General features: G+C 45.4%; 20 protein-coding genes. All 20 read left to right on the top strand.

Going from position 1 to position 21,936, the window contains the following annotated elements; all coding sequences use genetic code 11:
• The first annotated feature begins 300 nt into the window (after positions 1-300).
• The 20 genes from dnaN (at position 301) to deoC (ending at position 21,936) form a co-directional block, all read left to right on the top strand.
• Positions 301-1,470, top strand: coding sequence for a DNA polymerase III subunit beta (gene dnaN / locus PHF32_03835; GenBank protein MDD4559857.1), 1,170 nt, complete (start codon positions 301-303; stop codon positions 1,468-1,470).
• 11 nt (positions 1,471-1,481) lie between these two features.
• Positions 1,482-2,555, top strand: a complete 1,074-nt coding sequence (gene recF / locus PHF32_03830) for a DNA replication and repair protein RecF (protein MDD4559856.1) — start codon at positions 1,482-1,484, stop codon at positions 2,553-2,555.
• Positions 2,552-3,799, top strand: a complete 1,248-nt coding sequence (locus tag PHF32_03825; protein ID MDD4559855.1) for an MFS transporter — start codon at positions 2,552-2,554, stop codon at positions 3,797-3,799. Before recF ends, PHF32_03825 begins: the two co-directional genes overlap by 4 nt.
• A 10-nt stretch (positions 3,800-3,809) precedes the next feature.
• The gene (locus PHF32_03820) at positions 3,810-4,868 is read left to right on the top strand and encodes a spermidine/putrescine ABC transporter substrate-binding protein (protein MDD4559854.1); all 1,059 of its coding nucleotides are present in this window, start codon (positions 3,810-3,812) and stop codon (positions 4,866-4,868) included.
• Positions 4,869-4,882: 14 nt separating this feature from the next.
• The gene (gene aspS, locus PHF32_03815) at positions 4,883-6,661 is read left to right on the top strand and encodes an aspartate--tRNA ligase (protein ID MDD4559853.1); all 1,779 of its coding nucleotides are present in this window, start codon (positions 4,883-4,885) and stop codon (positions 6,659-6,661) included.
• Positions 6,628-7,248: a formyltransferase family protein gene (locus PHF32_03810; protein ID MDD4559852.1), complete on the top strand. Its 621-nt coding sequence runs from the start codon at positions 6,628-6,630 to the stop codon at positions 7,246-7,248. The genes aspS and PHF32_03810 overlap by 34 nt, the downstream gene beginning before the upstream one ends.
• Positions 7,208-8,488 carry a tRNA (N(6)-L-threonylcarbamoyladenosine(37)-C(2))-methylthiotransferase MtaB gene (gene mtaB, locus PHF32_03805; protein ID MDD4559851.1) on the top strand — a complete coding sequence of 427 codons (1,281 nt, stop codon included), beginning with the start codon at positions 7,208-7,210 and terminating at the stop codon, positions 8,486-8,488. The genes PHF32_03810 and mtaB overlap by 41 nt, the downstream gene beginning before the upstream one ends.
• Positions 8,489-8,834: 346 nt before the next feature.
• Positions 8,835-10,928, top strand: coding sequence for an HDIG domain-containing protein (locus tag PHF32_03800; protein MDD4559850.1), 2,094 nt, complete (start codon positions 8,835-8,837; stop codon positions 10,926-10,928).
• Positions 10,915-11,355: an rRNA maturation RNase YbeY gene (ybeY, locus tag PHF32_03795; protein MDD4559849.1), complete on the top strand. Its 441-nt coding sequence runs from the start codon at positions 10,915-10,917 to the stop codon at positions 11,353-11,355. The genes PHF32_03800 and ybeY overlap by 14 nt, the downstream gene beginning before the upstream one ends.
• Complete coding sequence (locus tag PHF32_03790) at positions 11,355-12,608, top strand: hemolysin family protein (GenBank protein ID MDD4559848.1); 1,254 nt, start codon at positions 11,355-11,357, stop codon at positions 12,606-12,608. Before ybeY ends, PHF32_03790 begins: the two co-directional genes overlap by 1 nt.
• Positions 12,598-13,299: a DUF3108 domain-containing protein gene (locus PHF32_03785; GenBank protein ID MDD4559847.1), complete on the top strand. Its 702-nt coding sequence runs from the start codon at positions 12,598-12,600 to the stop codon at positions 13,297-13,299. The genes PHF32_03790 and PHF32_03785 overlap by 11 nt, the downstream gene beginning before the upstream one ends.
• Positions 13,296-13,658: a VanZ family protein gene (locus PHF32_03780; protein MDD4559846.1), complete on the top strand. Its 363-nt coding sequence runs from the start codon at positions 13,296-13,298 to the stop codon at positions 13,656-13,658. Before PHF32_03785 ends, PHF32_03780 begins: the two co-directional genes overlap by 4 nt.
• A complete protein-coding gene (locus PHF32_03775; protein ID MDD4559845.1) occupies positions 13,655-14,371 on the top strand; it encodes an ATP-binding cassette domain-containing protein in 717 nt (238 codons plus the stop codon). The genes PHF32_03780 and PHF32_03775 overlap by 4 nt, the downstream gene beginning before the upstream one ends.
• Positions 14,372-14,375: 4 nt before the next feature.
• A complete protein-coding gene (locus PHF32_03770) occupies positions 14,376-14,903 on the top strand; it encodes a Gx transporter family protein (protein ID MDD4559844.1) in 528 nt (175 codons plus the stop codon).
• Entirely contained in the window at positions 14,884-16,956 is a 2,073-nt protein-coding gene (locus PHF32_03765) for a PBP1A family penicillin-binding protein (protein ID MDD4559843.1), read from the top strand. The genes PHF32_03770 and PHF32_03765 overlap by 20 nt, the downstream gene beginning before the upstream one ends.
• 2 nt (positions 16,957-16,958) lie before the next feature.
• Positions 16,959-18,128 carry a glycosyltransferase gene (locus PHF32_03760; GenBank protein MDD4559842.1) on the top strand — a complete coding sequence of 390 codons (1,170 nt, stop codon included), beginning with the start codon at positions 16,959-16,961 and terminating at the stop codon, positions 18,126-18,128.
• Complete coding sequence (locus PHF32_03755) at positions 18,109-19,314, top strand: putative sugar nucleotidyl transferase (GenBank protein MDD4559841.1); 1,206 nt, start codon at positions 18,109-18,111, stop codon at positions 19,312-19,314. Before PHF32_03760 ends, PHF32_03755 begins: the two co-directional genes overlap by 20 nt.
• Positions 19,299-20,141, top strand: coding sequence for a regulatory iron-sulfur-containing complex subunit RicT (ricT, locus tag PHF32_03750; protein MDD4559840.1), 843 nt, complete (start codon positions 19,299-19,301; stop codon positions 20,139-20,141). The genes PHF32_03755 and ricT overlap by 16 nt, the downstream gene beginning before the upstream one ends.
• On the top strand, positions 20,132-21,166 hold the full coding sequence (gene rlmN, locus PHF32_03745) for a 23S rRNA (adenine(2503)-C(2))-methyltransferase RlmN (GenBank protein MDD4559839.1): 1,035 nt from the start codon (positions 20,132-20,134) through the stop codon (positions 21,164-21,166). Before ricT ends, rlmN begins: the two co-directional genes overlap by 10 nt.
• Entirely contained in the window at positions 21,163-21,936 is a 774-nt protein-coding gene (deoC, locus tag PHF32_03740; GenBank protein ID MDD4559838.1) for a deoxyribose-phosphate aldolase, read from the top strand. The genes rlmN and deoC overlap by 4 nt, the downstream gene beginning before the upstream one ends.

Here is a 21,936-nt window from a genome sequence, read left to right as displayed (position 1 = left end):
TCGAGATGTCATCGGTTAATAATCGGGTGCTCACTCGATGATAACACGATGATATCTACTTCAGTATAGCTTCATATAAAGGGAGAGATACTGGAAATGTGGATCCCATTCAACTCTGCCAATTGCACTAATACTACCTTTATAACATGTCTGTATCCCAAGTATCACTTGAACTGTTTTCAAGCGTAGCTCAAGAGCTGTTCAAGCGGACTTGCCATAGTGATAAACTCAAAAGAAATCCTTGACGGAATACCAAAAGATAAAATTCTGGAAAGAAGAATAAAATGAACAGGGGTTATCATGAGATTTGCCATAGAAAAGAAGGAATTACTGCAAAGCGTACAACATCTGGCTAGCGTAGCTCCAGCAAAAAACGCCTCCCCCATCCTCACAAACTATCTCATCGCTGCCGATGCCGAGACTGGTATGGTGAAGATTACTACATCCGATCTGGACATCACTGTAGTAGTGGAATTTGCCGCAGCGGTTAGTGAAGGTGGCACCATAGCGGTTTCCGCAAAGCACTTCAATGAGATCATCAACTACATGCCCGAAGCTATGATCAACTTCTGGCGTCATGATGAACTGCTGATGATCCAATGTGCTAAGATCGATTTTAACCTGCTGATTGCGGATCACACCCTCTTCCCTGTGGTTCCGGAAGTGAATTTGGACAAGGCCATCAGCATTGATGCCCAGCTCTTTAACCGAATGATTTCCAAAACTTCCTTTGCCGTTTCAACGGACGTGAATCGCGCAGTGCTCACGGGTGTATGTTGGAAGATATTGCCAAACGAGCATTTGATGGCAGCGACAGACGGACGGAAAGTTGCAGAAATCCGCGTGAAAAACGTGAAGCTGCTGCCCTCTGCAGAAGCTGAAACATCCAGCGAAGAGAATATCTTTAACACTCCAAATGAAGATATCAACGAAAAGATCATCCCCGTGAAGACTCTTTCCTTCCTGCAAAAGATATTTGATAACAGCGCAAAAGAGATCAAGGTCTTGCTGGAACGCAGTAAAGTGATCTTCAGTTACGATAAATACGTGGTTTTCTCCCAAGTGATTGAACACAAATATCCAGAATATCAAAAAGCTTTTGTAACTGATCTGCAAAACCAGTTTGTGATAGATCGGGATGCCCTCCATAGCGCTATCCGCAGAGTGGCTCTGGTAGCCCCGGACGACAACATGCGCATCCGCTTTGAGTTGGACAGCGAAGCCTTTGAAGTAAACACCAGCAATCGGGATACTGGAGATGCAAAAGAAAACTTGGAGGACTACAACTTCCAGGGCAGCAAAACCGGGGTATCCTTCAACTACCGCTATATGCTGGGAATTCTGGATGCCATCGACAGCGATAAAGTGGTGATCAAACTGGGAAGTTCTAAAGATCCCTTGATGATCTACAATATGAACAACCGGGAAAACGAAGAGGTTACATTCCTGTTGATGCCTCTGCGTTCATAGCACCTCCAAGATTGAAGCTGAATACTATCGAGCTGCACTGTTTTAGAAATTACCGGCAGCAGCGTTTTGAATTTACCCCCGGAGGCAACTTGATTATCGGGGCTAACGGGAGTGGTAAGACCAATCTTTTGGAGGCAATAGCCTACACTTCCATCGGCAAATCCATCCGCTTTCACCAGGATCAGGATCTGGTCTTCAATTCTGCAGCGCAATTTGCTATCAACGCCCTTTACTACTCAGACCTGGATGTGCCCAAAAAAGTGCATTTGAGCTACGTGAATGCTCGCAAAGTCTTGAAAATCAACAATGAAGTAAAGCGGCAATTGAGTGCGCTTTTTTCGGAAGTAAAGATAATCTACTGCGCTCCAGATGACATCGGACTCATCAATGGTTCACCTCGGATACGACGGCAATATTTCGATCTTGCCATATCCCAGATCTTCCCGGATTATATCGCTGTCCTGCGCGACTATCTGCATGTAGTAGATCAGCGTAACCAATTGCTAAAGAGTGACTACAGCCCGTCGGAGAAGAATAGCTGGGATGCCAGATTTGCCCAAAACCTCTGCGCTCTGTATCCCTATCGAAAACAGTATCTGAACCTTTTGAACGATGAGTTTATGGGTTCCTACAAGGAAATCTCGGAGAACACCAGAAACCTGAAGATAAACTATGTTCCGGTCTTGCGCGAGGCCTTTGCCCTGGATCCGGACGACATCGTGAAGCACCTGCAGATGCTAGAGAATCGCGAGAAGCTCTGGCAGCGCTGTTTGTTGGGTGCACACTTGGATGATTACTCTTTCCGAATAGAGGATTTTGGTATGAGAGCCCGTGCTTCTCAGGGGCAGAAACGGATCGCGGTAATCATCCTGAAAATGATTCAGGCGCATCTGATTGAGAGCAATACCGGTATTCGTCCCATATTGCTATTTGATGATGTCTTTGCGGAATTGGACTACGTACATGGCGAGAAGATCAAAGCACTATGCAACAACAACTACCAGATATTTGTCGCCAGCCCTAAAGAAGATGTGCGCCAGATATTTGGCAATCTGCCCGTGATCCGGCTGGGGAGTAGTGCATGAAGCTAAAGATAAACAGACAGATCTTTGGCTGGATGATGTATGACTTTGCCAATTCAGCCTTTACTACCATCATCGTAACGGTGGTGTACAGCGTGTACTTCATGAATCAGGTGGTTGGAGGTGAACCAGGATACGCAGAAATGCTTTGGGGCAGAGCCATCGGCATCTCCATGACATTGGTGGCTCTTACGGCGCCAGTATTGGGTGCTGTGGCAGATTATTCACGTTCCAAAAAGAAGTTTCTCTTTATCAACTGCTACCTCACCGTCATCTTTACCGCTCTCCTGTATTTCGTGGGACCCGGCGACATCAATAAAGGCATGATCTTCTTCATCATTGCAAACTTTGGATTCAATTCTGCCAATGTATTCTACGACGCTTTTTTGCCGGAGATTACATCTCAGGAACACATGGGCAAAGTCTCCGGATTCGGATGGGCTTTGGGCTACCTGGGCGGACTTTTGTCGCTGCTGGTATCCCTGTTTCTCATTCAATATGATGTCCGCTATATCTTTCCGATTATTTCCGCCCACTTCTTTGTCTTTAGCCTCTTTACCTTCTTCTGGCTGCGGGAAGTCCAGCGTCCCTCCAAACGCACAAACTACTTCAAGACAGCCATAATGAGAGTGTCCAGCTCCATCAAAAACCTGAAGGACTATCCGCAATTACTGAAGTTTATGCTAAGCTACTTCATCTACAACGACGGCATCACAACAGTAATTGCCTTTGCCTCAATTTATGGCATCACCCGCTTTGGGATGGACACTAAAGATATGTTGATCTATTTCATTATAGCGCAATTTACTTCTATTTTGGGTTCAGCAGTCTTTGGATGGCTTACCGATAAAAAGGGAGTGCGTTTATCGCTGTCCATTTCCATTTTGATCTGGATACTTGTAGTTATCTGGGCTTTCTTCTGCAATTCTGCTTTCGAATACTATTTCGTGGGCTTGGTTGCGGGATTGGCCATAGGGAGTTCCCAGGCAAACAGTAGAACCATGCTGAGTATGCTAACTCCCAGAGCCAGAGAAGCTGAATTCTTTGGCTTTTATACCTTGACAGGCAGACTGTCCTCAATTATTGGACCAATGCTATATGGATGGATCGCACATAAGACTGGTGAGATCCGCTATTCCATATTATCCCTGATATTTTTCTTCATAATCGGTTTTGTAGTGTTGCAGTTCGTAAACCCTCAAAAGGGGATTGCTGATGCCCTACATACTGCCAAACGACATTCCTGATGGAGGAACAATGAAAAGAACAATGATACTGCCCCTTTTGGCACTAATCATCATCGCATCACTCGTGAGTGCTTGCAGCAAAAAGAAAAATACTCTATACATCTTCAATTGGAGCGACTACATCGATACAGGGCTCATCAAAGAGTTTGAAGAAGCCAACGACTGCAAGGTCAAATACAGCACATTTGACTCCAATGAAAACATGCTGACCAAGGTGAAAAGCTCCACTCAGTCTTTCGACATCATCTTCCCCAGCGGAGATCACGTAAGCATATTGGCCGAGCTGGACCTCTTGGAGAAACTGGACAAGAGTAAACTCTCAAACTATGGCAATCTAGACCCTATACTCCTGAAGAAAGCCCAGTCCTTTGATGTGGACAATATCTATTCCGTTCCTTACGCTTGGGGACTAACTGGCCTGATGTACAACAAGCAATTTGTTCCGGAAGAGATAGTTGCATCCGGTAGTTGGAATATCCTGGGAGACTCTTTCTTTGATGGTAAAAACAAGATCACGATGCTGGACGATGCCCGTGAAGTGATAGGCGCTGCCCTGATCTATAGCGGATTCTCTGTGAACGACACCAATCCTGAAGCTTTGGAAGCCGCTCACGCTGTCCTGAAGGTCTGGGATCGAAACATCACCCAATTCGATAGTGATTCTTATAAAAACGAGCTGCAAGATGGCACCACCTGGCTGGCTCAAGCTTACAACGGAGACGCTCTGCAGCAGATGCAAGAAAACGAAGACCTCGCCTTTATTCTGCCCAAGGAGGGCGCTGCAATGTGGATGGACAACATGGTCATGCTGAAATCCTCTCAGAACAAGGAATTAGCGTACAAATTCATCGACTTCCTACTGGACGCCGAGAATGCCAAACGTAACAGTGAATACACCATGTATCCCACCCCCAATGAAGCCGCAATGCAAATGATGGGTGAAGCATTCATATACAATAAACTAATCAATCCCGATGATGAGTACTTGGATAAATGCCATATGATCGAATATCTGGGCGAAGAAGCCCGTAATATCGATCAGATCTATGAAGACATCAAAATGAACTGAAGGAACTTTATAAAATGGACAATCTCGGATCGTTAAAACGCAGTCACTACAGCACTGATCTGGTTTCTGCCACAATTGGCGCCAGAGTAATGCTAATGGGATGGGTACATCGCCGCAGAGACTTGGGCGGATTGATCTTCATCGATCTCCGTGACGTAAAAGGTATCATTCAGATCGTTGTGCGCCCTGAAGCTACAGAAATCTTCGCCAAGGCAGAAAAAGTGCGCAATGAGTATGTGATAGCCGTAAGCGGTGTTTTGGCTCGCAGGGACGCTACCAATCTGAACAAGAATATGCTCACCGGAGAGCTCGAGGTTATCGCTCAGGATTTCTATATTTTGAACGACACTCAACCTCTTCCCATTCAGATTGATGGCAGCGCAATGGCCGATGAGGACTTGCGGCTCACATATCGCTATCTGGACCTTAGGCGTCCGCGCTTGCAGGAGATATTGATCACACGTGCCAAAGTAACCAGCCTCATGCGCCGTTTCCTGGATAGTGAAGGCTTTTATGAGATCGAGACTCCCATGCTTATGAAAAGCACTCCCGAGGGCGCCAGAGACTATCTGGTGCCCAGCAGAGTGCATCCAGGCAAATTCTACGCCCTTCCACAATCCCCCCAAATATTCAAGCAACTACTGATGATCTCCGGTTTTGACCGCTATTACCAGATAGCTCGCTGTTTCAGAGATGAGGACTTGCGTGCAGACAGACAACCGGAATTCACTCAATTGGATATTGAACTATCTTTTGCTACCTGTGAAGAGATCTTTGATCTTCTGGAAAGGTTGATGTACACGATCTTCAAAGAGATAAAAGGCATAGAACTCCCCTTGCCCTTCCCCCGGTTGAGCTATGCAGAAGCAATGCGTTTATACGGCTGCGACAAACCTGATCTGCGCTTTGGCCTCGAACTGGTAGATTTCACGGATATCCTTACTCTCAGTGAATTTCAGGTCTTCAAGACCTGTCTGGAAAACAAAGGCTGCATCAAAGCTCTGTGTATCCCAGGTGGAGCCCCATTTAGCCGCAAACAGCAGGATCAATTGGTAGAACTAGCCAAACATCTGGGCGGCAAAGGCGTGGCATTCGCCAAAGTAAGCGAGAACGGGCTGGAATCTGGAATCGCAAAGTTCATCTCAACCGATGAGGCAAAGGCTATGATCGCTGCCTCCAAGGCAAAACCAAATGATCTGTTGGCCATTGTTGCCGACACTTGGGACACTACTCACAAAGTACTGGCAGGGCTTCGCAATGAAATGGGGCAACTGCTTAAGCTATACGACCCCAGCACTCTCTGTTTTTGCTGGATCACGGATTTTCCGCTTTTCGTAGCCAAAGAAGACGGAAGCGGTTGGGAGCCTGCCCATCACATGTTTAGCTTGCCCAAGGAAGAACACATCCCCTGGCTGGATCAGCCGGATAAGATCGGGGACATACTGGGTCAACTCTATGACCTTGTTTGCAATGGTATGGAGCTTTCCAGTGGTAGTATCCGTTGTCACCGCTACGATATCCAACGCAAGATATTCGCAGTATTGGGATTCACAGAAGAAGAACTGAAGCCCCGCTTTGGATTCTTTCTCGATGCCCTCAAATATGGAACCCCACCCCACGGTGGTATTGCTCCGGGATTGGACAGACTGATCATGATCATGACTCAGGCAGATTCCATACGCGATGTGATCGCCTTTCCCAAAACACTGCGTGCCACCGATTTGATGAATCAAGCGCCTTCTGAGGTTGACGAGGATCAATGGCGGGAATTGCACCTGAAGTTCAGCGAATAATCACTCTTAGCAGTGGCAAATCCCGAGGATCAAACCTCCTTGCGCTTCATAGCTACTTCACCGATGAGCAGCTTCCACTGGTAGTACATCGCGCCATTTTTACCTCCGCAAAAGCTCCAGCGATCCCTTTATGCACAGAACGAGGCATACCTTCCGTGGTGATTGGTGCCAAAGATATGGCAATATTTGAAGCAGCATTAGCCACGATGGTGGAGCGTGAAAACATCGCTCTGATCGCTCTCTGCGGTTTTATGAAGCAGTTATCCAAGGACTTCATCGTAAACATAAAAATCCCCATTCTAAACATTCACCCGGCCCTGTTGCCAAAGTACGGTGGGAAGGATATGTACGGCATGAATGTGCATAGACAAGTGCTTGATAACCACGAACTTGTGTCCGGCGCCACCATCCACCGTGTGGATCCCCTCTATGATCATGGCGAGATTATAGCACAGATCACCACGGATATTTCTCAATGCCACAGCGCGGAAGAGATCGCCGCCAAGGTATTGAAAGTGGAACACCAAATCTATGGACCTGCCATCTATGCCGAAATCCGAACGCACAAAGCCCAGAATAGCCATTAGCACTCTGGGTTGTAAGACAAATTTCTACGAATCCGCTGTGATCGCCCAAAGCTTTGGCGACATCGAGCTTGTGGATTTCGACCAGAATGCAGACATCTATATCATAAATACTTGCACTGTAACCAACCGTACAGATTACAAAAGCCGTAACCTGATTCGCAAAGCCCTGGCTTTCAAGTCTGACAGGCCTTCCGTTAAAGTAGTGGTAACAGGCTGTTTTGCCCAGCGCTCTTTCGAAGAAATCTGTGCACTCGGCGCTGTGGACCTAGTGGTGGATAATCAAAACAAACTGGACATAGCAGATATCCTGGCCGGCAAAGAGAACCATTTTACGGACATCATGGATGCTACAGATTTTGCCTACAAGCCAGTTGACAGTATGCTCGGCCATACACGGGCTTTTCAAAAGATACAGGATGGTTGCGATTTCTATTGTGCATATTGCGCTGTACCCTACGCCAGAGGACACAGTCGCTCCGCCCGCTTTCCGGATGTAATTGAACAGGCCAAGCTTTTCGCTGCCAATGGCTTCAAAGAGATCGTGCTTGGAGGTGTAAATCTGGGTTTGTACAAATGCGGAGACAAAGACCTCGCCGATGTTGTAACAGGCATCGCAGAGATCCAGGACATAGAGCTGATTCGCATATCTTCAATTGAGCCACAGTTACTTAGCACGGGATTGCTACAGAATCTAAAAGCGGTGGAGAAGCTCTGCCCTCATTTTCACATTCCCTTGCAAAGCGGAAGCGACAGCATTCTGAAGAATATGGGCAGGCACTACAATACTCTTCTGATCAAGGAACTCGTGGATAGCATCATCAGTTATTATCCCGATTCAGCGATAGGTTTTGATGTCATCTGCGGCTTCCCCGCTGAAAGTGATGAGCTTTTCGATGAGACTTATCAATTCCTACAGAGCCTACCAATCGCCTATTTGCATGTATTTCCCTATTCCAAACGCAAAGATACCAAAGCGGAGAAAATGCCCGGCCATCTGCCAAATATAATAAAAAGCCGCAGGGTAAAAGCTCTTACAGAGCTCTCGAACAGTAAAAGGCTAGCATACATAACCCGCTTACGTGATAACGGTACTGTATGCAGAGGTATCAATGAATCTACATCGTCGAAATATGCCGAAATACTCTCCGATCATTATATACGGTTGCGGATTCCCGGTACTTATCCTCAGGGCACGCTGGTGAACTGCAATATTCGGGATTGCGAAGTACAGGCCAATTAAGACCCACTTGATAGATAGTTATCAAACTCGATAATAGCTTCAGGACTACTGTTTCTCACATCAGAAATCGCCCCTCCGCGTTGTAGAGCTCCTCAATCCTCACATATACAACAGGAAACATCAACAAGATATGCTCAGCTTATCCCGTATAGATCAAGTAGTACCGAAGCAGATATAAAGCAGTGATTAAGCAGTCATCACTCGATGATAACGGGATTATATCAACTTCGGTAACCGATAAACAACAGGGGGAGCAAAGGTCAGACAAGCAGTTGCAGTCTGGAAGTGAAGAAGGCAAGGCCAAGAAGGTTCTTGACAATATTGTGCTTACGCCTAAACAGGAAAAATGAATTCGAAATACTTATTGATTATAACTTTGGCGGCCTTGGTGATTGTAGGGCTATATCACATCTTTGCGGTTGGACGCTACAACTACCCGGAGTTCCAGCTACGGGAAGGTCAAGTAGCCGATACCGAGGTGATAGCTCCCTTCGACTTTCCGGTATTGAAAAGCCCGGAACAGCTTAGCCGTGAGCAGGAAGAAAGCGTGCAAAGCCTGGCGACACCATACCGCATCAATGATGAACCGCTGTTTGACGCCCTCAGTGCCATAGATCAGATTTGGTCTGTGTTTTACCGCTTTCCGGATACAAACGGTGAGGACTTGGCAAAAGAGTTTGACAAAGCAGGAATCAAACTTACTCCTAAAGCATTGGCATTTGCTGCTCAACAGGGACAAATCGACGCAGTGTATGAGAAACTGCGGAGCGAAGTCACAGATATCTACAATAAGGGAATTTATGCTGATATTCAAGGAGACTCCATCAGCATCTGGAATCTGGACACTGAAGAGCGGCGACCCTTAAGTGATTTTTACAACATCGAAGAAGCACAGTCCCGCTTGAAGGAATCAGTAAACAACGCAGCTTCTTTCATCGATGAAGTACACGGCATACTACTCAAGCCAAACATCTTGAAAGATGACGAACTAATGGCCGAACTGAGCCAACGCAAGCTAAGTCAGATTCCGGAAACAGAGGGCTTGGTTTTACAGAATGAGATCATCATTCGCAAAAATGCCAGAGTAGCCAAGACCGACATCGAAAAACTAGAGTCTCTTCAAACTGCATATAGAAACCGAAACGTACAAAAAAGCGCATTACAACAGATGCTGTTGGCCTTGGGCTTGCTGATCTTTGTATTTGTAATCCTACTATTGACAAATCACTATTATGGAGTATTCAATAAGGATTCCGCGGGGGAATTTTCGGACTATTTGCCCATCAATCTCGGCTTTGTTTTATTGGTACTATTCGCAATTCTTACAAATCATGTTTTAGGACTGAATGGGCTTTTGATTCCCTTTTCACTCACGGTGATATCTGCCGCCATTCTGATGGGTGCCGAATTTGGCATCATGTATGCCATTACTTCAGCTTTGATCATCAGTCCTTTTATAAATTGGGAACCCTTTACACAGGTGGTCTTCATTCTTAGCACGATCACCACAATCATATTCATCAAGCATCAAAAGGCTCAACATGAGTACCTTTCGATCTGGTTTTATTTGTTAGTGAGCGCCAGTGTAGCAAATCTGGCAATTTCGATCTACAAGAGTGATCCCATAAACATCGTGTTCCGGAATATCGGATTTAGCATGATATCCAGTTCAATCAGCATTATGGGAGTCTTGATGGTGGTTCCGTATTACGAAAAGAAATGGAACAGGGCTACAAAGCAGACTCTTTTGGAACTATTGGATTTCAATCATCCGCTGTTGAAGAAACTAGCAACATCGGCAGTGGGGACTTATCATCACAGCCTGATCGTGGGTAATCTGGCAGAACGCGCTGCAGAGGCAATCGGAGCAAATCCACTATTGGCCAGAGTAGGCAGTTATTACCATGATATCGGCAAGATTATCAATACAGAGATCTTTACAGAGAATAATGCCGATTCCTCGGACATTCACGATGATATGAGCCCGGATAGAAGTGCTTCGCTAATCAAAAATCATGTGTCGGAAGGGATCACGCTGGCCAAGAAGTATAAGATACCTCAACCAGTGATAGATGTAATCATGCAACACCATGGGAATAGCATTATCCGCTACTTCTATGATCGCGCGGAAAAGATGAATATCACAACTGACACTCAGAACTATCAATATCCCGGACCACGACCCCAAAGCAAGGAAGCCGCCCTAGTGATGATTGCAGACATCGTGGAAAGCACCACAAAAGCCAAAACTATCACAAATGAACAAGACATCGAAAAAATAATCGACGATACTATCTCACGGTTGATCCGAGAAGGTCAGTTCGATGAAGCACCGATTACCATGAAAGATCTTTCCACTATCAAACAGTCCATGCTCCCAGTCTTGGGCAGCATCTATCGTAAACGGCTAGATTATCCGGAAGAACATGACAAGCGTTGAGGTTCAGGGAGACTTACCTCCCGACATAAGCCAGGAACAGATAAGTGCAATCGCCCGGAGAATTCTGGCTCAAGAAGCTGCGGGCGTGGCTTTTGAGATAAGCCTGCTTTGCACTAATGACCAGGAAATGCAGCGTATCAACAGAATATACCGGGGAATGGATACGATTACAGATGTGCTTAGTTTTGTGGGAGAAAGTTTAGTGCTTCAGGGACTTGAGACCAGGTATTGCGATATTATCATTGACACAAATCAAGTATTTTTACAAAAGGGAAAAAATACTTATAAAGAGGAATTTTGGCAGGTTCTGATTCATGCCTTGCTACATTTGGCCGGCTATGATCATATCCGAACCGCGGACAAGAAAAAAATGGAAGACGCAGAAGATAATTACCGAAGGCAAATTCCGAAAGGGCATGACTTATGATGCCCGAAATCATTTATATTGTAGTTCTTTTAGCCCTATCAGCCTTTTTTTCAGCAAGCGAAACAACACTGTTTTCGCTAAATGTAATATATCTCAAGAAATTGGAAAACAAGGGCGGTCGCCGGGAGCTATTGGTTCTGAAACTTCTATCCAAACCCCGCAAGCTGTTGGTGACAATACTTCTGGGCAATACCTTTGTAAACATAGCTATATCATCGTTCAGCACCATTATTGCTTATGAGATAGCCACATCCAGAGCATGGGATTTATCTTTGGTCATCACCTTACAGATCATCATTGTGACCATCGTGATCCTCTTCTTTGGTGAGATCGTACCAAAGCTGATAGCACTTTCAAAAGCCAATGAATTATGCCTTGTTTTTGCTTATCCTGTGGCAGCCATTCAGTTTATCATAAGCCCTGTAGTGTGGATATTCGTGAAATTGAGCGACATAGTATCCAGCAAACACGGAGAAAAGAATCCCGGTAAACGCTTTACAGAAGAGGACTTTCACAACCTGATCCAAAGTGACTCTTCATCAGCATCCCTGGAAGAGCACGAGAGACGGATGCTGGTAGGCCTTTTCCGCTTTCGAGAAGCAGAAATTAGCGAGATTTATGTACCAAGGGTAAAGATTGTTGCCATCGAAGAAAATGACAGTCTGGACCACTTAAGACAGTTGATCGTAGAAAGCGGGTATTCCCGCATCCCTGTGTATAAAGAGACTATCGACGATATAGTGGGCATAATCTATGTAAAAGACCTTATCCTGTATCCCGAGAAAACGAGCATAGTCAAGCTGATGCGTCCTGCTTGGTTTATTACTGAAAACATGAAAGTGCAGACTCTATTGAACCAGTTTAAGCAAAAAAAACTGCAGGTCGCCGTTGTGGTTGACGAATACGGTGGAACCTCCGGCATAATATCTCTGGAAGACATTCTGGAAGAGATCGTGGGAGAAATCCAGGATGAGTATGACGCAGATGAAATACCGGAATTTAGCGAATGTGAAGACGGCAACTTCCTGGTGAGCGGTAACTATAGCGTACGGCAATTCAATCAGAAATTTTCCCGGGATATCTCCGTGGATGAGTACGATAATATGGCAGAGTTCCTTCTGGCAGAGTTCAATCACGTGCCACAAGTTGGAGAAATCTACAACTTGGATGAAAGCATGAAATTGGAAATCATGGATAGCGACGAGAAAAGCATCAAGCAAATCAAGGTGAAGTTTTGTGAAGATGACGAGTAAGCTGTTGCTATTAGCTATTTTACTAAGCTTTCAGCATGGTCTGTGGGGCTTGCACCTGAAGTATAAAGTCACTTCTCTAAAGTTGAATGTTGCCACTATCGACATGAAACTCTATCATCCCGAAATCTCCATTGCAGTGAAGAGCCGCATCAAAGTACCATTGTTTCCGCATTTGGATAACCAATACAAGATCGTCCATGATGATGTGTATCGGCCTCTGCAATATACCAGAATCATAAAACAATCCAGTTTGGAAGACTCAGTATTTACTGTCTATAATAAGAATAGTGTGCAAATGAAACAGAAGCTAACGGGGAAGATCTATAACTATAAAGTACAAGCAGATACACGCGATGTATTCAGCCTTCTGGCGAAGATCAGCAGCGATCCCAATTCTGAAGGCGATTACACTGTGGATGGTAACGGAAGGTTATGGCGCGTAAGAGTTAGCAAAGGGCGAACAGAGAAGATTTCCACTGCTTTGGGCAAGCAGACAGCCCGCCGTCATGACTTTTCTTTTAAAGCTCTGAGCCCCGAAAAAGCTCCCTACATCGATATGCTCACTTTCAACTTCCTGGATGAGGATACCATCCTTAGCCTGTGGGTATCCATGAACGGAGTACCCTTGAAGGCATACTTGAAAAAGAATATGACATCGATGAGCTGGGATATCATGAGCGTAAGTAAATGAAATCACGCGGCTATCTGACTATATCCATCCTGTGGATGTGTATTGTTTGGCTGGTTTCGTCACTTCCCGCCAGGGAATTGCCCCAAGTGCAGATAATTGGGATGGATAAAGCAGCACATTTTTTTGTATATGGTGTATGGGCAATACTGAACCGCTTGTATGCAGATTCACGTTTTAAAGATAAAATCCGCTTTGTAATTACACTCCTGTTTTTGTTGGCAATGGCAGCACTTGATGAGTATCATCAAGCCTTCATTCCGGGCAGGGATGTATCTTTCTACGATCTTGTTGCCAATTGGACAGGTATCTTCTGCGGTTGGTTCGGTACTATTCTGTTTCTGCGCCGGAGAGTTGAATGATAGCCGTTAAAGAGCTCAGAATCAGTCTTGGAGGCAGAGAAATCTTGCAGGGTATCGATTTTGTGTTGCCCTTTGGTGAGAATCTGGTGATATTGGGAAAAAGTGGCAGTGGTAAGACGGTATTGATCAAAAGCCTGCTGGGTATCTATCCCCCGGACGCAGGCAGCGTGATCATAGATGGCATCGATATCTACAACTGCAGCAAGGAAGAGCTGAACTCCATCAAGAAACGTTTTGCGATGGTTTTTCAACATGCCGCTCTTCTGGATTCGTTTACTGTGTTTCAAAATGTGGCGCTGCCTCTGTATGAACGAGGAGAAAAGGACGAAAACTACATCAGGCAAAGAGTGCAGGCATGCCTACAATTGGTGGGTTTGGAACACACTCTGAAGCTATATCCGGCAGAGCTTAGCGGAGGGATGCGCAAGCGTATTGGGATAGCCCGAGCTTTGGTGTACAAACCTGATTACCTCATTTTCGACGAGCCAGTCTCCGGCTTGGATCCCATCACAGCCAATGAAACGCTGTATTATATGACTCAGATCATCAAGAACAATACTGCAACCATGATCACTATCACTCACGACATCAGCACAATCGATCAATTGGGGCAAAAAGTACTGTTCATCCACAACGGAGAGCAGATCTATTATGATAGCTATAAGAACTTGATGAGCAGCGACAATTCGATAATCCGCAAATACTTTTCTTGAGCAAATGAAGACAAAAGAACTGGTGTTTTTGGGCTTTCTGACTGCCACAGCCTCCGTGGTATATATCATTGAAAACTTGATATTAAGAGCCTTACCGATTCCCTTCCTGCGGCTGGGATTGGCAAATATAGTGATGCTCTACTTGATAATGCATCGCAAAATATGGCAAGCTTATGTGGTTACAATTGCAAAGACAATTGTGGGAGGCATCGCCACTTTCACTCTGATCAGCCCAGCCATGCTGCTTTCACTAGGTGGAGGAATCATAGCTGTATGTTGTATGAGCGCAGGACTAATGATCCGGCCCAGATTGAGTGTCACCGGCATCAGCATACTGGGCGCTGTGAGTCACAACCTGACTCAATTGTTCCTGGCGCGATGGTTTATTATCACCCAGGACAGCCTTTTTGTGTTGACACCAATCCTGATCTTATTAGGATTGTTTAGTGGTATATTAACTGCGTGTTTATGCTACTACATTGAAGAAAGGATACCAAACCTGAAACTCAGATATGAAACGAAGAAAATCTAAGACACAGATACACAAAAACCTGCTGTATGTAGGAATTGGTTTTTGCATACTAACCGGTATGCTGTTGGGTATTGTCTGGTTTTATTCAGACGGTTTACCGCCCACAAGTGAATTGCGCAATTTCACTATGCGCAGTGGTTCCGAAGTGTACGACAGAAACGGCAAGATGGTATATCTCTTTGCCTTTGAAAAGCGTAAACTGGTCTCGCTGAAAGAATTGCCCCCCCATTTGATAGACGCACTTGTAGTTACTGAAGATAAGAATTTTTACAAGCACTTTGGTGTAGATATCATCGGTAACATCCGCGCTATAGTTATCGATATAGTGAGAATGGATTTCTCTCAAGGAGCCAGCACAATCACGCAACAGATGGCGCGTAATATGTTTTTGACCCTGGATAAACGGATCTCGCGTAAGATTAAGGAAGTGCTATTGGCCTTTAGAATTGAGCGCGAATTTAGTAAAGATGAGATTTTGGAGATATATTTCAATAAGATATTCTGGGGCGGGCAGTTGCACGGCGTGGAAGCAGCCGCACTCAACTACTACGGCAAACACGCTAAAGACCTTAGTCTGGCAGAGTCTGCAACACTGGTGGGCATGATTCAAAGACCAAACTACTACAATCCCATCAAGTATCCTGAACGGGCTAAAGCGCGTAGGGACAACATACTGGAGCGTATGTTAAAAAGCAAAGTGATCAGCGATACAGATTATGAATTAGCAGTATCGAGTCCTTTGCGAAAGATCGGTAGTTCCATGCGTCAAGCTTCGTCTGATTACTTCATCGAGCATATTCGTCTGTACCTGGAACACAAATATGGCACAGACCGCCTGTTTGAAGGTGGTTTGCGCATCTATACAACTTTGGATCAAGACCTTAGCGTTTATGCAGATAGTGTCTTGAACGATTATCTCATCGGCATCGAAAAGCGTTACAACTATCCAAACAAGATGGCCGATGTGAGCCCCAGCGCCTTTGATATCAACACACGATACCTTCAAGGCGGCTTGGTGTTGATGGAAAATAAAACCGGATTTGTAAGAGTAATGATCGGCGGCAGGAATTTTTCTCACAGCAAGTTTAATCGCATGACTCAGGCAAAACGCCAGCCAGGTAGTTCCATAAAACCGCTTATCTACACTGCAGCAGTTGAAAAAGGATATACTCCTGCTACTGTGATCAACGATGCGGAGATATCTTTAGTAGGCGGTGACGGCAAGAAATGGACTCCAACAAACTATAGCAAGAAATATTATGGTTATACCCGGATGCGTACAGCCATCACTCATTCTTACAACATTTGGGCTGTAAAAACAGCGATAGATCTGGGTCTGGATACACTTACCGATGCCTTCAACAGGTTTGGTATCCATCGTAAGGTTACGGATTATTCTGCTGCGCTGGGATCTTATGAAGTAACTCCCATCAATATGATATCAGCGTATACTACATTCCCCAATGGAGGAACCAGAGTAAGCCCGGTATTCATCACAAGAGTAGAAGATATGAACGGAAAAGTGCTGGAGAGGGGTTTCAGCACAAAAAGTAAGGTTACCACGGAAGAGGTGGCCTACATCATGACCAGCATGATGCAGTCCGTTACGACATCCGGTACTGGAGCTTCTGCGAGAAACAATTATCATTGGCAGGTAGCCGGTAAGACAGGTACTTCCAACGATCATCGTGATGCCTGGTTCATCGGTTTCAATCCGGTGTTTACTCTCGGTATCTGGAACGGTTTTGACAATAATGCAACTATTTCCGGAAGTGCCATCTGCACCCCGATTTGGGGAAAGATTATGACTCAGTGTATCAAGCTGGATAACAAAGGCAGGATTCCGCGTTCGGATGATACCCGATACAGCTTTAGTAAACCGGAGAAGATTGTGAGTTACAAGATTAACCCCAGTTCCGGTTTCCTGGCCAGCAGCGGCGGAATTGATGAGTACTTCATCGAAGGGAACATTCCTCCCGTTATGGATGACACTCTGCAGTATAACTTCTACCCAACTCGTTGGGGTTACAACGATTCTTTGGAACTCGAGTAATCGTGATCACACAGTATCTCTATTGGCTGTTACTGGCGCTTGTTGCTTCAGGTGCGGTTACTTACATAGTATTTGTAATTCGTTTCTACTTTGGCTGGAAAAACCTGTCCCAGAAGAAGAGCCACAAAAAGCTGAGAGTCTCCGTGGTAGTTGTGGGGCGTAATGAAGCCAAAAACCTTCCTCGCCTGCTTACTTGCCTGTTATCTCAGGATTACCCCAATGAGCTCTACGAGATTGTGTTTGGTGATGATGATTCCGAAGATGAAACGGAAGCCATTTTACAGCAATATATAAACCAAGGTCACAATATTCGCTACATCAAGTCTGTAGGGCGGGACGGCGTAGTATCACCCAAAAAAATGGTTCTGAACAAGGTAATTCTGGCTGCAGAAGGAGATATCATCCTTACTACAGATGCCGATTGCATGGTACCCTTTTCCTGGATCTCCAGCATGGTATCTTGTTTCACAGATGATGTGAGTATGGTGGCCGGATATTCACGCACATTGATCCCTGTTTGGAGCAAAGCAGGAATCCTGCAGAAATACGAACATCTGGATTTTGCGCTTACCTATATGGTGCTTGGTGGAGGATACACGCTGGGTAAAAGCTGGGCATGCATTGGGCAAAACCTGGCCTATAGAAAAAGCGCTTGGGAAGATGTGGGTGGATTCAAAAAGATCTGGCACCTGATGAGCGGGGATGACGTAAATCTGATGCAGCTCATGCGCCGTAAGGGACATAAGATTATATTCAACTTTTCGCCAGCATCTTTTGTACACACACATCCAGTATCCAGTTGGAAACAGTTCATCAATCAACGCAGCCGTTGGGCTTCGAACATGAAGTATCAGCTCAAGTTCAATCCGGAGTTTTTCTTCATTCTGTTTTCGATGGCATGCTTGTATTGGGGCAGCATCATACTCTTTTTTATCAACCTGAAGCTTGGTTTGCTAGTGCTCATGTATCGGATATTGATCGAACAGATCATGATATCGTATTCCCGCAAACACTTTGGCATAAGTGCGCGCATGCTGAGTTTCTACCCAATATGGCTGATTATTCAGACATTTATGCTGGTTTTCACCATGCTGTTGGGGCAGTTCAATATCTTTGTATGGCATGGGAAACGGCCCCCAAGAAGGAGATTAAATGCAAGTAATAATATTTGATGATAAACGCTTCAACAACTTCTTCCCCATCAGCCACACCCGTAGCGTGGGTGATTTGCGCTGTGGAATACTGAAACTGAGACAACGGCTTCAGTTCGTATTTGATTCCGATGATAGCATGGTAATCATTGAACCACGTTTGTATGCTCTTTATCGGGAACGTCATCCGGATTGGCAGATCAATGTGTGTCCTGATGGGCAGAAGCTATATCTGAATAGTCGTATCAAACTGGACTATGAGGCCATAACTGAGATCAAAAATCTATCTCCAGAAACCGCTCTAATACAGGGTGACGACATTGTAGCCTGTATGAGTTCTACTTCGTTTGGTTTTGGAGATCCGATCCCCGAAGGTCTAAGCACTACTGCTGCACAAACATTGCTATACAACTACATCTCAGATTTGGTGCATGATAATGCGCGGCTGATTGAGTGGGACTTTCAGAATGTCTTTTATGAGGCGGAAAACTACTTTGAGACCGAACCGGGAGTAACTGTATTGAATCCCTACAACATCTGGGTAGCAGAAGAAGTGACTCTGGCTCCAAACGTGGTTTTGGACGCTTCTTCCGGACCTATCGTATTGGATACTGGCGCTAAAGTAATGGCAAGCAGCGTTATCACCGGTCCTGCTTATATAGGCAAGAAAAGCTTGGTAAAGATCGGCGCAAAAATTTACGGAGGCGTTTCCATAGGCCCGCTCTGTAAAGTTGGTGGTGAGATCGAAGGAAGTGTCTTTCAAGCTTATTCTAACAAGCAGCACGATGGATTTTTGGGGCACGCATACATAGGCGAGTGGGTAAATCTGGGCGCAGACACCAATAACAGTGACCTGAAAAACACCTACAAGAACGTTAAGACATACATTTATCCGGAAAGAAGACAGATCGATAGCGGTAACCGTTTTATGGGTTGCATATTGGGAGATCACGTGAAAACAGGTATCAATTGTAGCATGAATACCGGTTTGGTGGTTGGGACAGGTTCAAACATCTATGGAAGCAAGCTGTTTAGCTCTTTCGTAGCGGATTACTCTTGGGGAGAGGCGGATAACCTGTGTGAGTATAGATTCCCAGATTTTATCCAAACCGCTTCAATTGTCAAATCCAGGCGCGGACTTGGTATGACCAAGGCAGAGATGGAACTGCTCAAAACACTAATGGAGAATAAATGCAAGACTATATAGAAGTTGAATTTCGCTCCGGACGCATGGGGTATTACCAGAATCCCGAACAGCTGCCCATAAACCCTGAAGACTTGATAATCGTCGAAGTAGAGCGGGGCGAAGATATCGCTCAGATAGTGCACATGGCCGTTCCCCGTGAAGAAAAAGAAATCCCGGACAGTAATGGCAGGATATATAAAATTCGCCGCTGCGCCACAGAAGAGGACTTTGAAAAGCTACGCAGTATCGGCTATGAAGAGGAAAAAGCCTCTCGTACCTTCAATGACCTGCTTTTGCGATACCCTTTTGAAATGAAACTTATCGAAACAGTATTCCAATTTGACGGTAATAAACTCACATTCTTCTTCACTGCAGATGGCAGAATCGATTTTAGGGTATTTGTGCGCGAATTGGCTACAATCTTTAAAACCCGCATAGAACTGCATCAGACAACCGGGCGCGACGAAGCAAAACGTTTGGGCGGCTTTGGCATGTGTGGACACCAATACTGCTGTTCCAGCTTTCTGAAGCGCTTCAATCAGGTTACTATAAAGATGGCTAAAGATCAAAACCTGGCTGGTAACCTCTCCAAGATCTCCGGACCATGTGGCAGATTGCTCTGCTGCCTGAATTTCGAAGAAGATTTTTATGTGGAGGAAGGCAAGGGTTTTCCCATCATCGGAACTTGTGTTCAATATGCCGATAGCCGAGCTATGGTGTATCGGATTGATGTATTGGCACAAAAGATTTACCTGAGTACAGAAGACCAAATTATAGTTGAAATGAATCCGGATGAATACTCCAGACTCCGAGTAATCAGCATTCCAGACTTGGAAACATGCCAGTAAATATCTTTGCACAGAAACCGGAAACTATACAAGCATCCCTGATAGGTAAGTTTCCAGACTATCGATACAAACAATTTGCAGATTGGTTTTACAAAAAGATGGTCTTTGACCCCCGGGAAGCTACAAACCTTCCCAAAGACTTTGTGGAATACCTTATGAATCATTTTAGCTGGCATCTCCCGGAGATCGATTGTAGCCTTACAGCTGAAGATCAGACCACCAAATACCGCCTTAGGCTGGAGGATGGCTCCTTGGTCGAGATGGTATTGATCCCATCAGCAAACAAGCGTACCCTCTGTGTTTCCTCGCAAGTGGGATGTGCCCGGGCATGCAGCTTTTGCGCCACTGGTACTCTGGGGTTGAAGCGTAGTCTGCATACTCATGAGATTGTGGGGCAGATTATGCTGGCTACAAGTTTATCTACTGAACCTCGCTTGAGTAATCTGGTCTTTATGGGCATGGGTGAACCCCTCGACAATCTGGATTCGGTATTGGAGAGTTTGATGATTATTCAATCTCCGCAAGGACTAGCCTTTAGCCCGCGGCGAACCACAGTGTCCACCAGCGGCATTCCCCAAGGTATCATTCGCCTTGCAGATAGCGGAGTAAAGACAAAACTGGCTGTCTCGCTGAACTCTGCCATAGATGAAAAACGGGAACGTTTAATGCCGGTAAACCGACTTTTCCCGCTTTCAGAACTCAAAGAAGCACTACGGTACTACCTCAATAAAAGCAGTTTCCGTGTAACTTTTGAATATATAATGATCCCGGAAGTGAATATGGGCGATGAAGATATCACGGCATTGAAACGCTTTGCAGGAGACTTGTCTTGCAAAATCAACTTCATCCCCTACAATACTGTTCCCAATTTGCCTTTTCGCAGTCCCAGCGAGATTGAGATAGACACCTTTCTGGCCAAGGCTCAGAGCCTCAATCAGGCTGTAACTCTGCGTCGCAGCCGTGGAGCAGAAGTATGCGGGGCATGCGGACAATTGGCAGGACTTAAAGGAGATAACAACACATGAAGAGCATTGAACAAATTACCAGAGACTTTTTCCCAGGCGAGGACTTGGCCCGTTGTGGCGGAGCTCATAAGATTTGCCTGCATTGCGCAAAGTGCCGGGCCGACGAGCCGGACGAAATATTCGACACCAAGCAAGAGCTAGCAAGTGTGATAGATGCCACAGTTCTGAAAGCTGATACCACAAAAGAGGATATAACCCAGCTTTGCGCTATGGCAAATGAGTATAAAACCGCTTCTGTCTGCATCAATTCATATTTCATTCCCCAAGCCAGTAAAATCCTGTTACCCCCAGTAAAGACTTGCACAGTAATCAACTTTCCCTTGGGAGCTGGGAGCCGTAAAGCAGTGAAAAAAGAAGCAAAAGCAGTAATCGAAGCCGGAGTGCAAGAGCTGGATATGGTACAAAACATCGCCGCAATCAAAAGTAAAGACTGGGATATGGCACTCGAGACAATAAAAGCTGTAGCCATCCAATGCCTTGAAGAGAAAGTACTGCTGAAAGTGATCCTGGAAACCTGCTATCTAAGTCGCGAAGAGATCATTATCAGCTGTCTCTTCAGTAAAAAGGCCGGTGCAAAGTTTGTGAAGACCAGCACTGGCTTTGGTACTGCTGGAGCCAAGGCTGAAGACATCGCTCTGATGCGGGAAGTAGTGGGACAGAAATTTGGCGTAAAAGCAAGCGGAGGTATCCGCAATCCTGAAACTGCAAAACTGATGCTGGAAAGCGGTGCAAACCGCATTGGTGCTAGCAGTGTAACAGCCCTATTGTAG

This window comes from Candidatus Cloacimonadota bacterium, assembly GCA_028706475.1.
In the GTDB taxonomy this organism is placed as follows: domain Bacteria; phylum Cloacimonadota; class Cloacimonadia; order Cloacimonadales; family Cloacimonadaceae; genus UBA5456.
The sequence above is the reverse complement of the archived record's forward strand: the minus strand, read 5'-3'. Positions and strand labels throughout refer to the sequence as shown.

Excerpts from the sequence above, each read along its gene's own strand:
- dnaN (MDD4559857.1), top strand. The coding sequence starts at position 301 with ATGAGATTTGCCATAGAAAAGAAGGAATTACTGCAAAGCGTACAACAT.
- PHF32_03825 (MDD4559855.1), top strand. The coding sequence starts at position 2,552 with ATGAAGCTAAAGATAAACAGACAGATCTTTGGCTGGATGATGTATGAC.
- PHF32_03820 (MDD4559854.1), top strand. The coding sequence starts at position 3,810 with ATGAAAAGAACAATGATACTGCCCCTTTTGGCACTAATCATCATCGCA.
- aspS (MDD4559853.1), top strand. The coding sequence starts at position 4,883 with ATGGACAATCTCGGATCGTTAAAACGCAGTCACTACAGCACTGATCTG.
- PHF32_03810 (MDD4559852.1), top strand. The coding sequence starts at position 6,628 with ATGGCGGGAATTGCACCTGAAGTTCAGCGAATAATCACTCTTAGCAGT.
- mtaB (MDD4559851.1), top strand. The coding sequence starts at position 7,208 with ATGCCGAAATCCGAACGCACAAAGCCCAGAATAGCCATTAGCACTCTG.
- PHF32_03800 (MDD4559850.1), top strand. The coding sequence starts at position 8,835 with ATGAATTCGAAATACTTATTGATTATAACTTTGGCGGCCTTGGTGATT.
- ybeY (MDD4559849.1), top strand. The coding sequence starts at position 10,915 with ATGACAAGCGTTGAGGTTCAGGGAGACTTACCTCCCGACATAAGCCAG.
- PHF32_03790 (MDD4559848.1), top strand. The coding sequence starts at position 11,355 with ATGCCCGAAATCATTTATATTGTAGTTCTTTTAGCCCTATCAGCCTTT.
- PHF32_03785 (MDD4559847.1), top strand. The coding sequence starts at position 12,598 with ATGACGAGTAAGCTGTTGCTATTAGCTATTTTACTAAGCTTTCAGCAT.
- PHF32_03780 (MDD4559846.1), top strand. The coding sequence starts at position 13,296 with ATGAAATCACGCGGCTATCTGACTATATCCATCCTGTGGATGTGTATT.
- PHF32_03775 (MDD4559845.1), top strand. The coding sequence starts at position 13,655 with ATGATAGCCGTTAAAGAGCTCAGAATCAGTCTTGGAGGCAGAGAAATC.
- PHF32_03770 (MDD4559844.1), top strand. The coding sequence starts at position 14,376 with ATGAAGACAAAAGAACTGGTGTTTTTGGGCTTTCTGACTGCCACAGCC.
- PHF32_03765 (MDD4559843.1), top strand. The coding sequence starts at position 14,884 with ATGAAACGAAGAAAATCTAAGACACAGATACACAAAAACCTGCTGTAT.
- PHF32_03755 (MDD4559841.1), top strand. The coding sequence starts at position 18,109 with ATGCAAGTAATAATATTTGATGATAAACGCTTCAACAACTTCTTCCCC.
- ricT (MDD4559840.1), top strand. The coding sequence starts at position 19,299 with ATGCAAGACTATATAGAAGTTGAATTTCGCTCCGGACGCATGGGGTAT.
- rlmN (MDD4559839.1), top strand. The coding sequence starts at position 20,132 with ATGCCAGTAAATATCTTTGCACAGAAACCGGAAACTATACAAGCATCC.
- deoC (MDD4559838.1), top strand. The coding sequence starts at position 21,163 with ATGAAGAGCATTGAACAAATTACCAGAGACTTTTTCCCAGGCGAGGAC.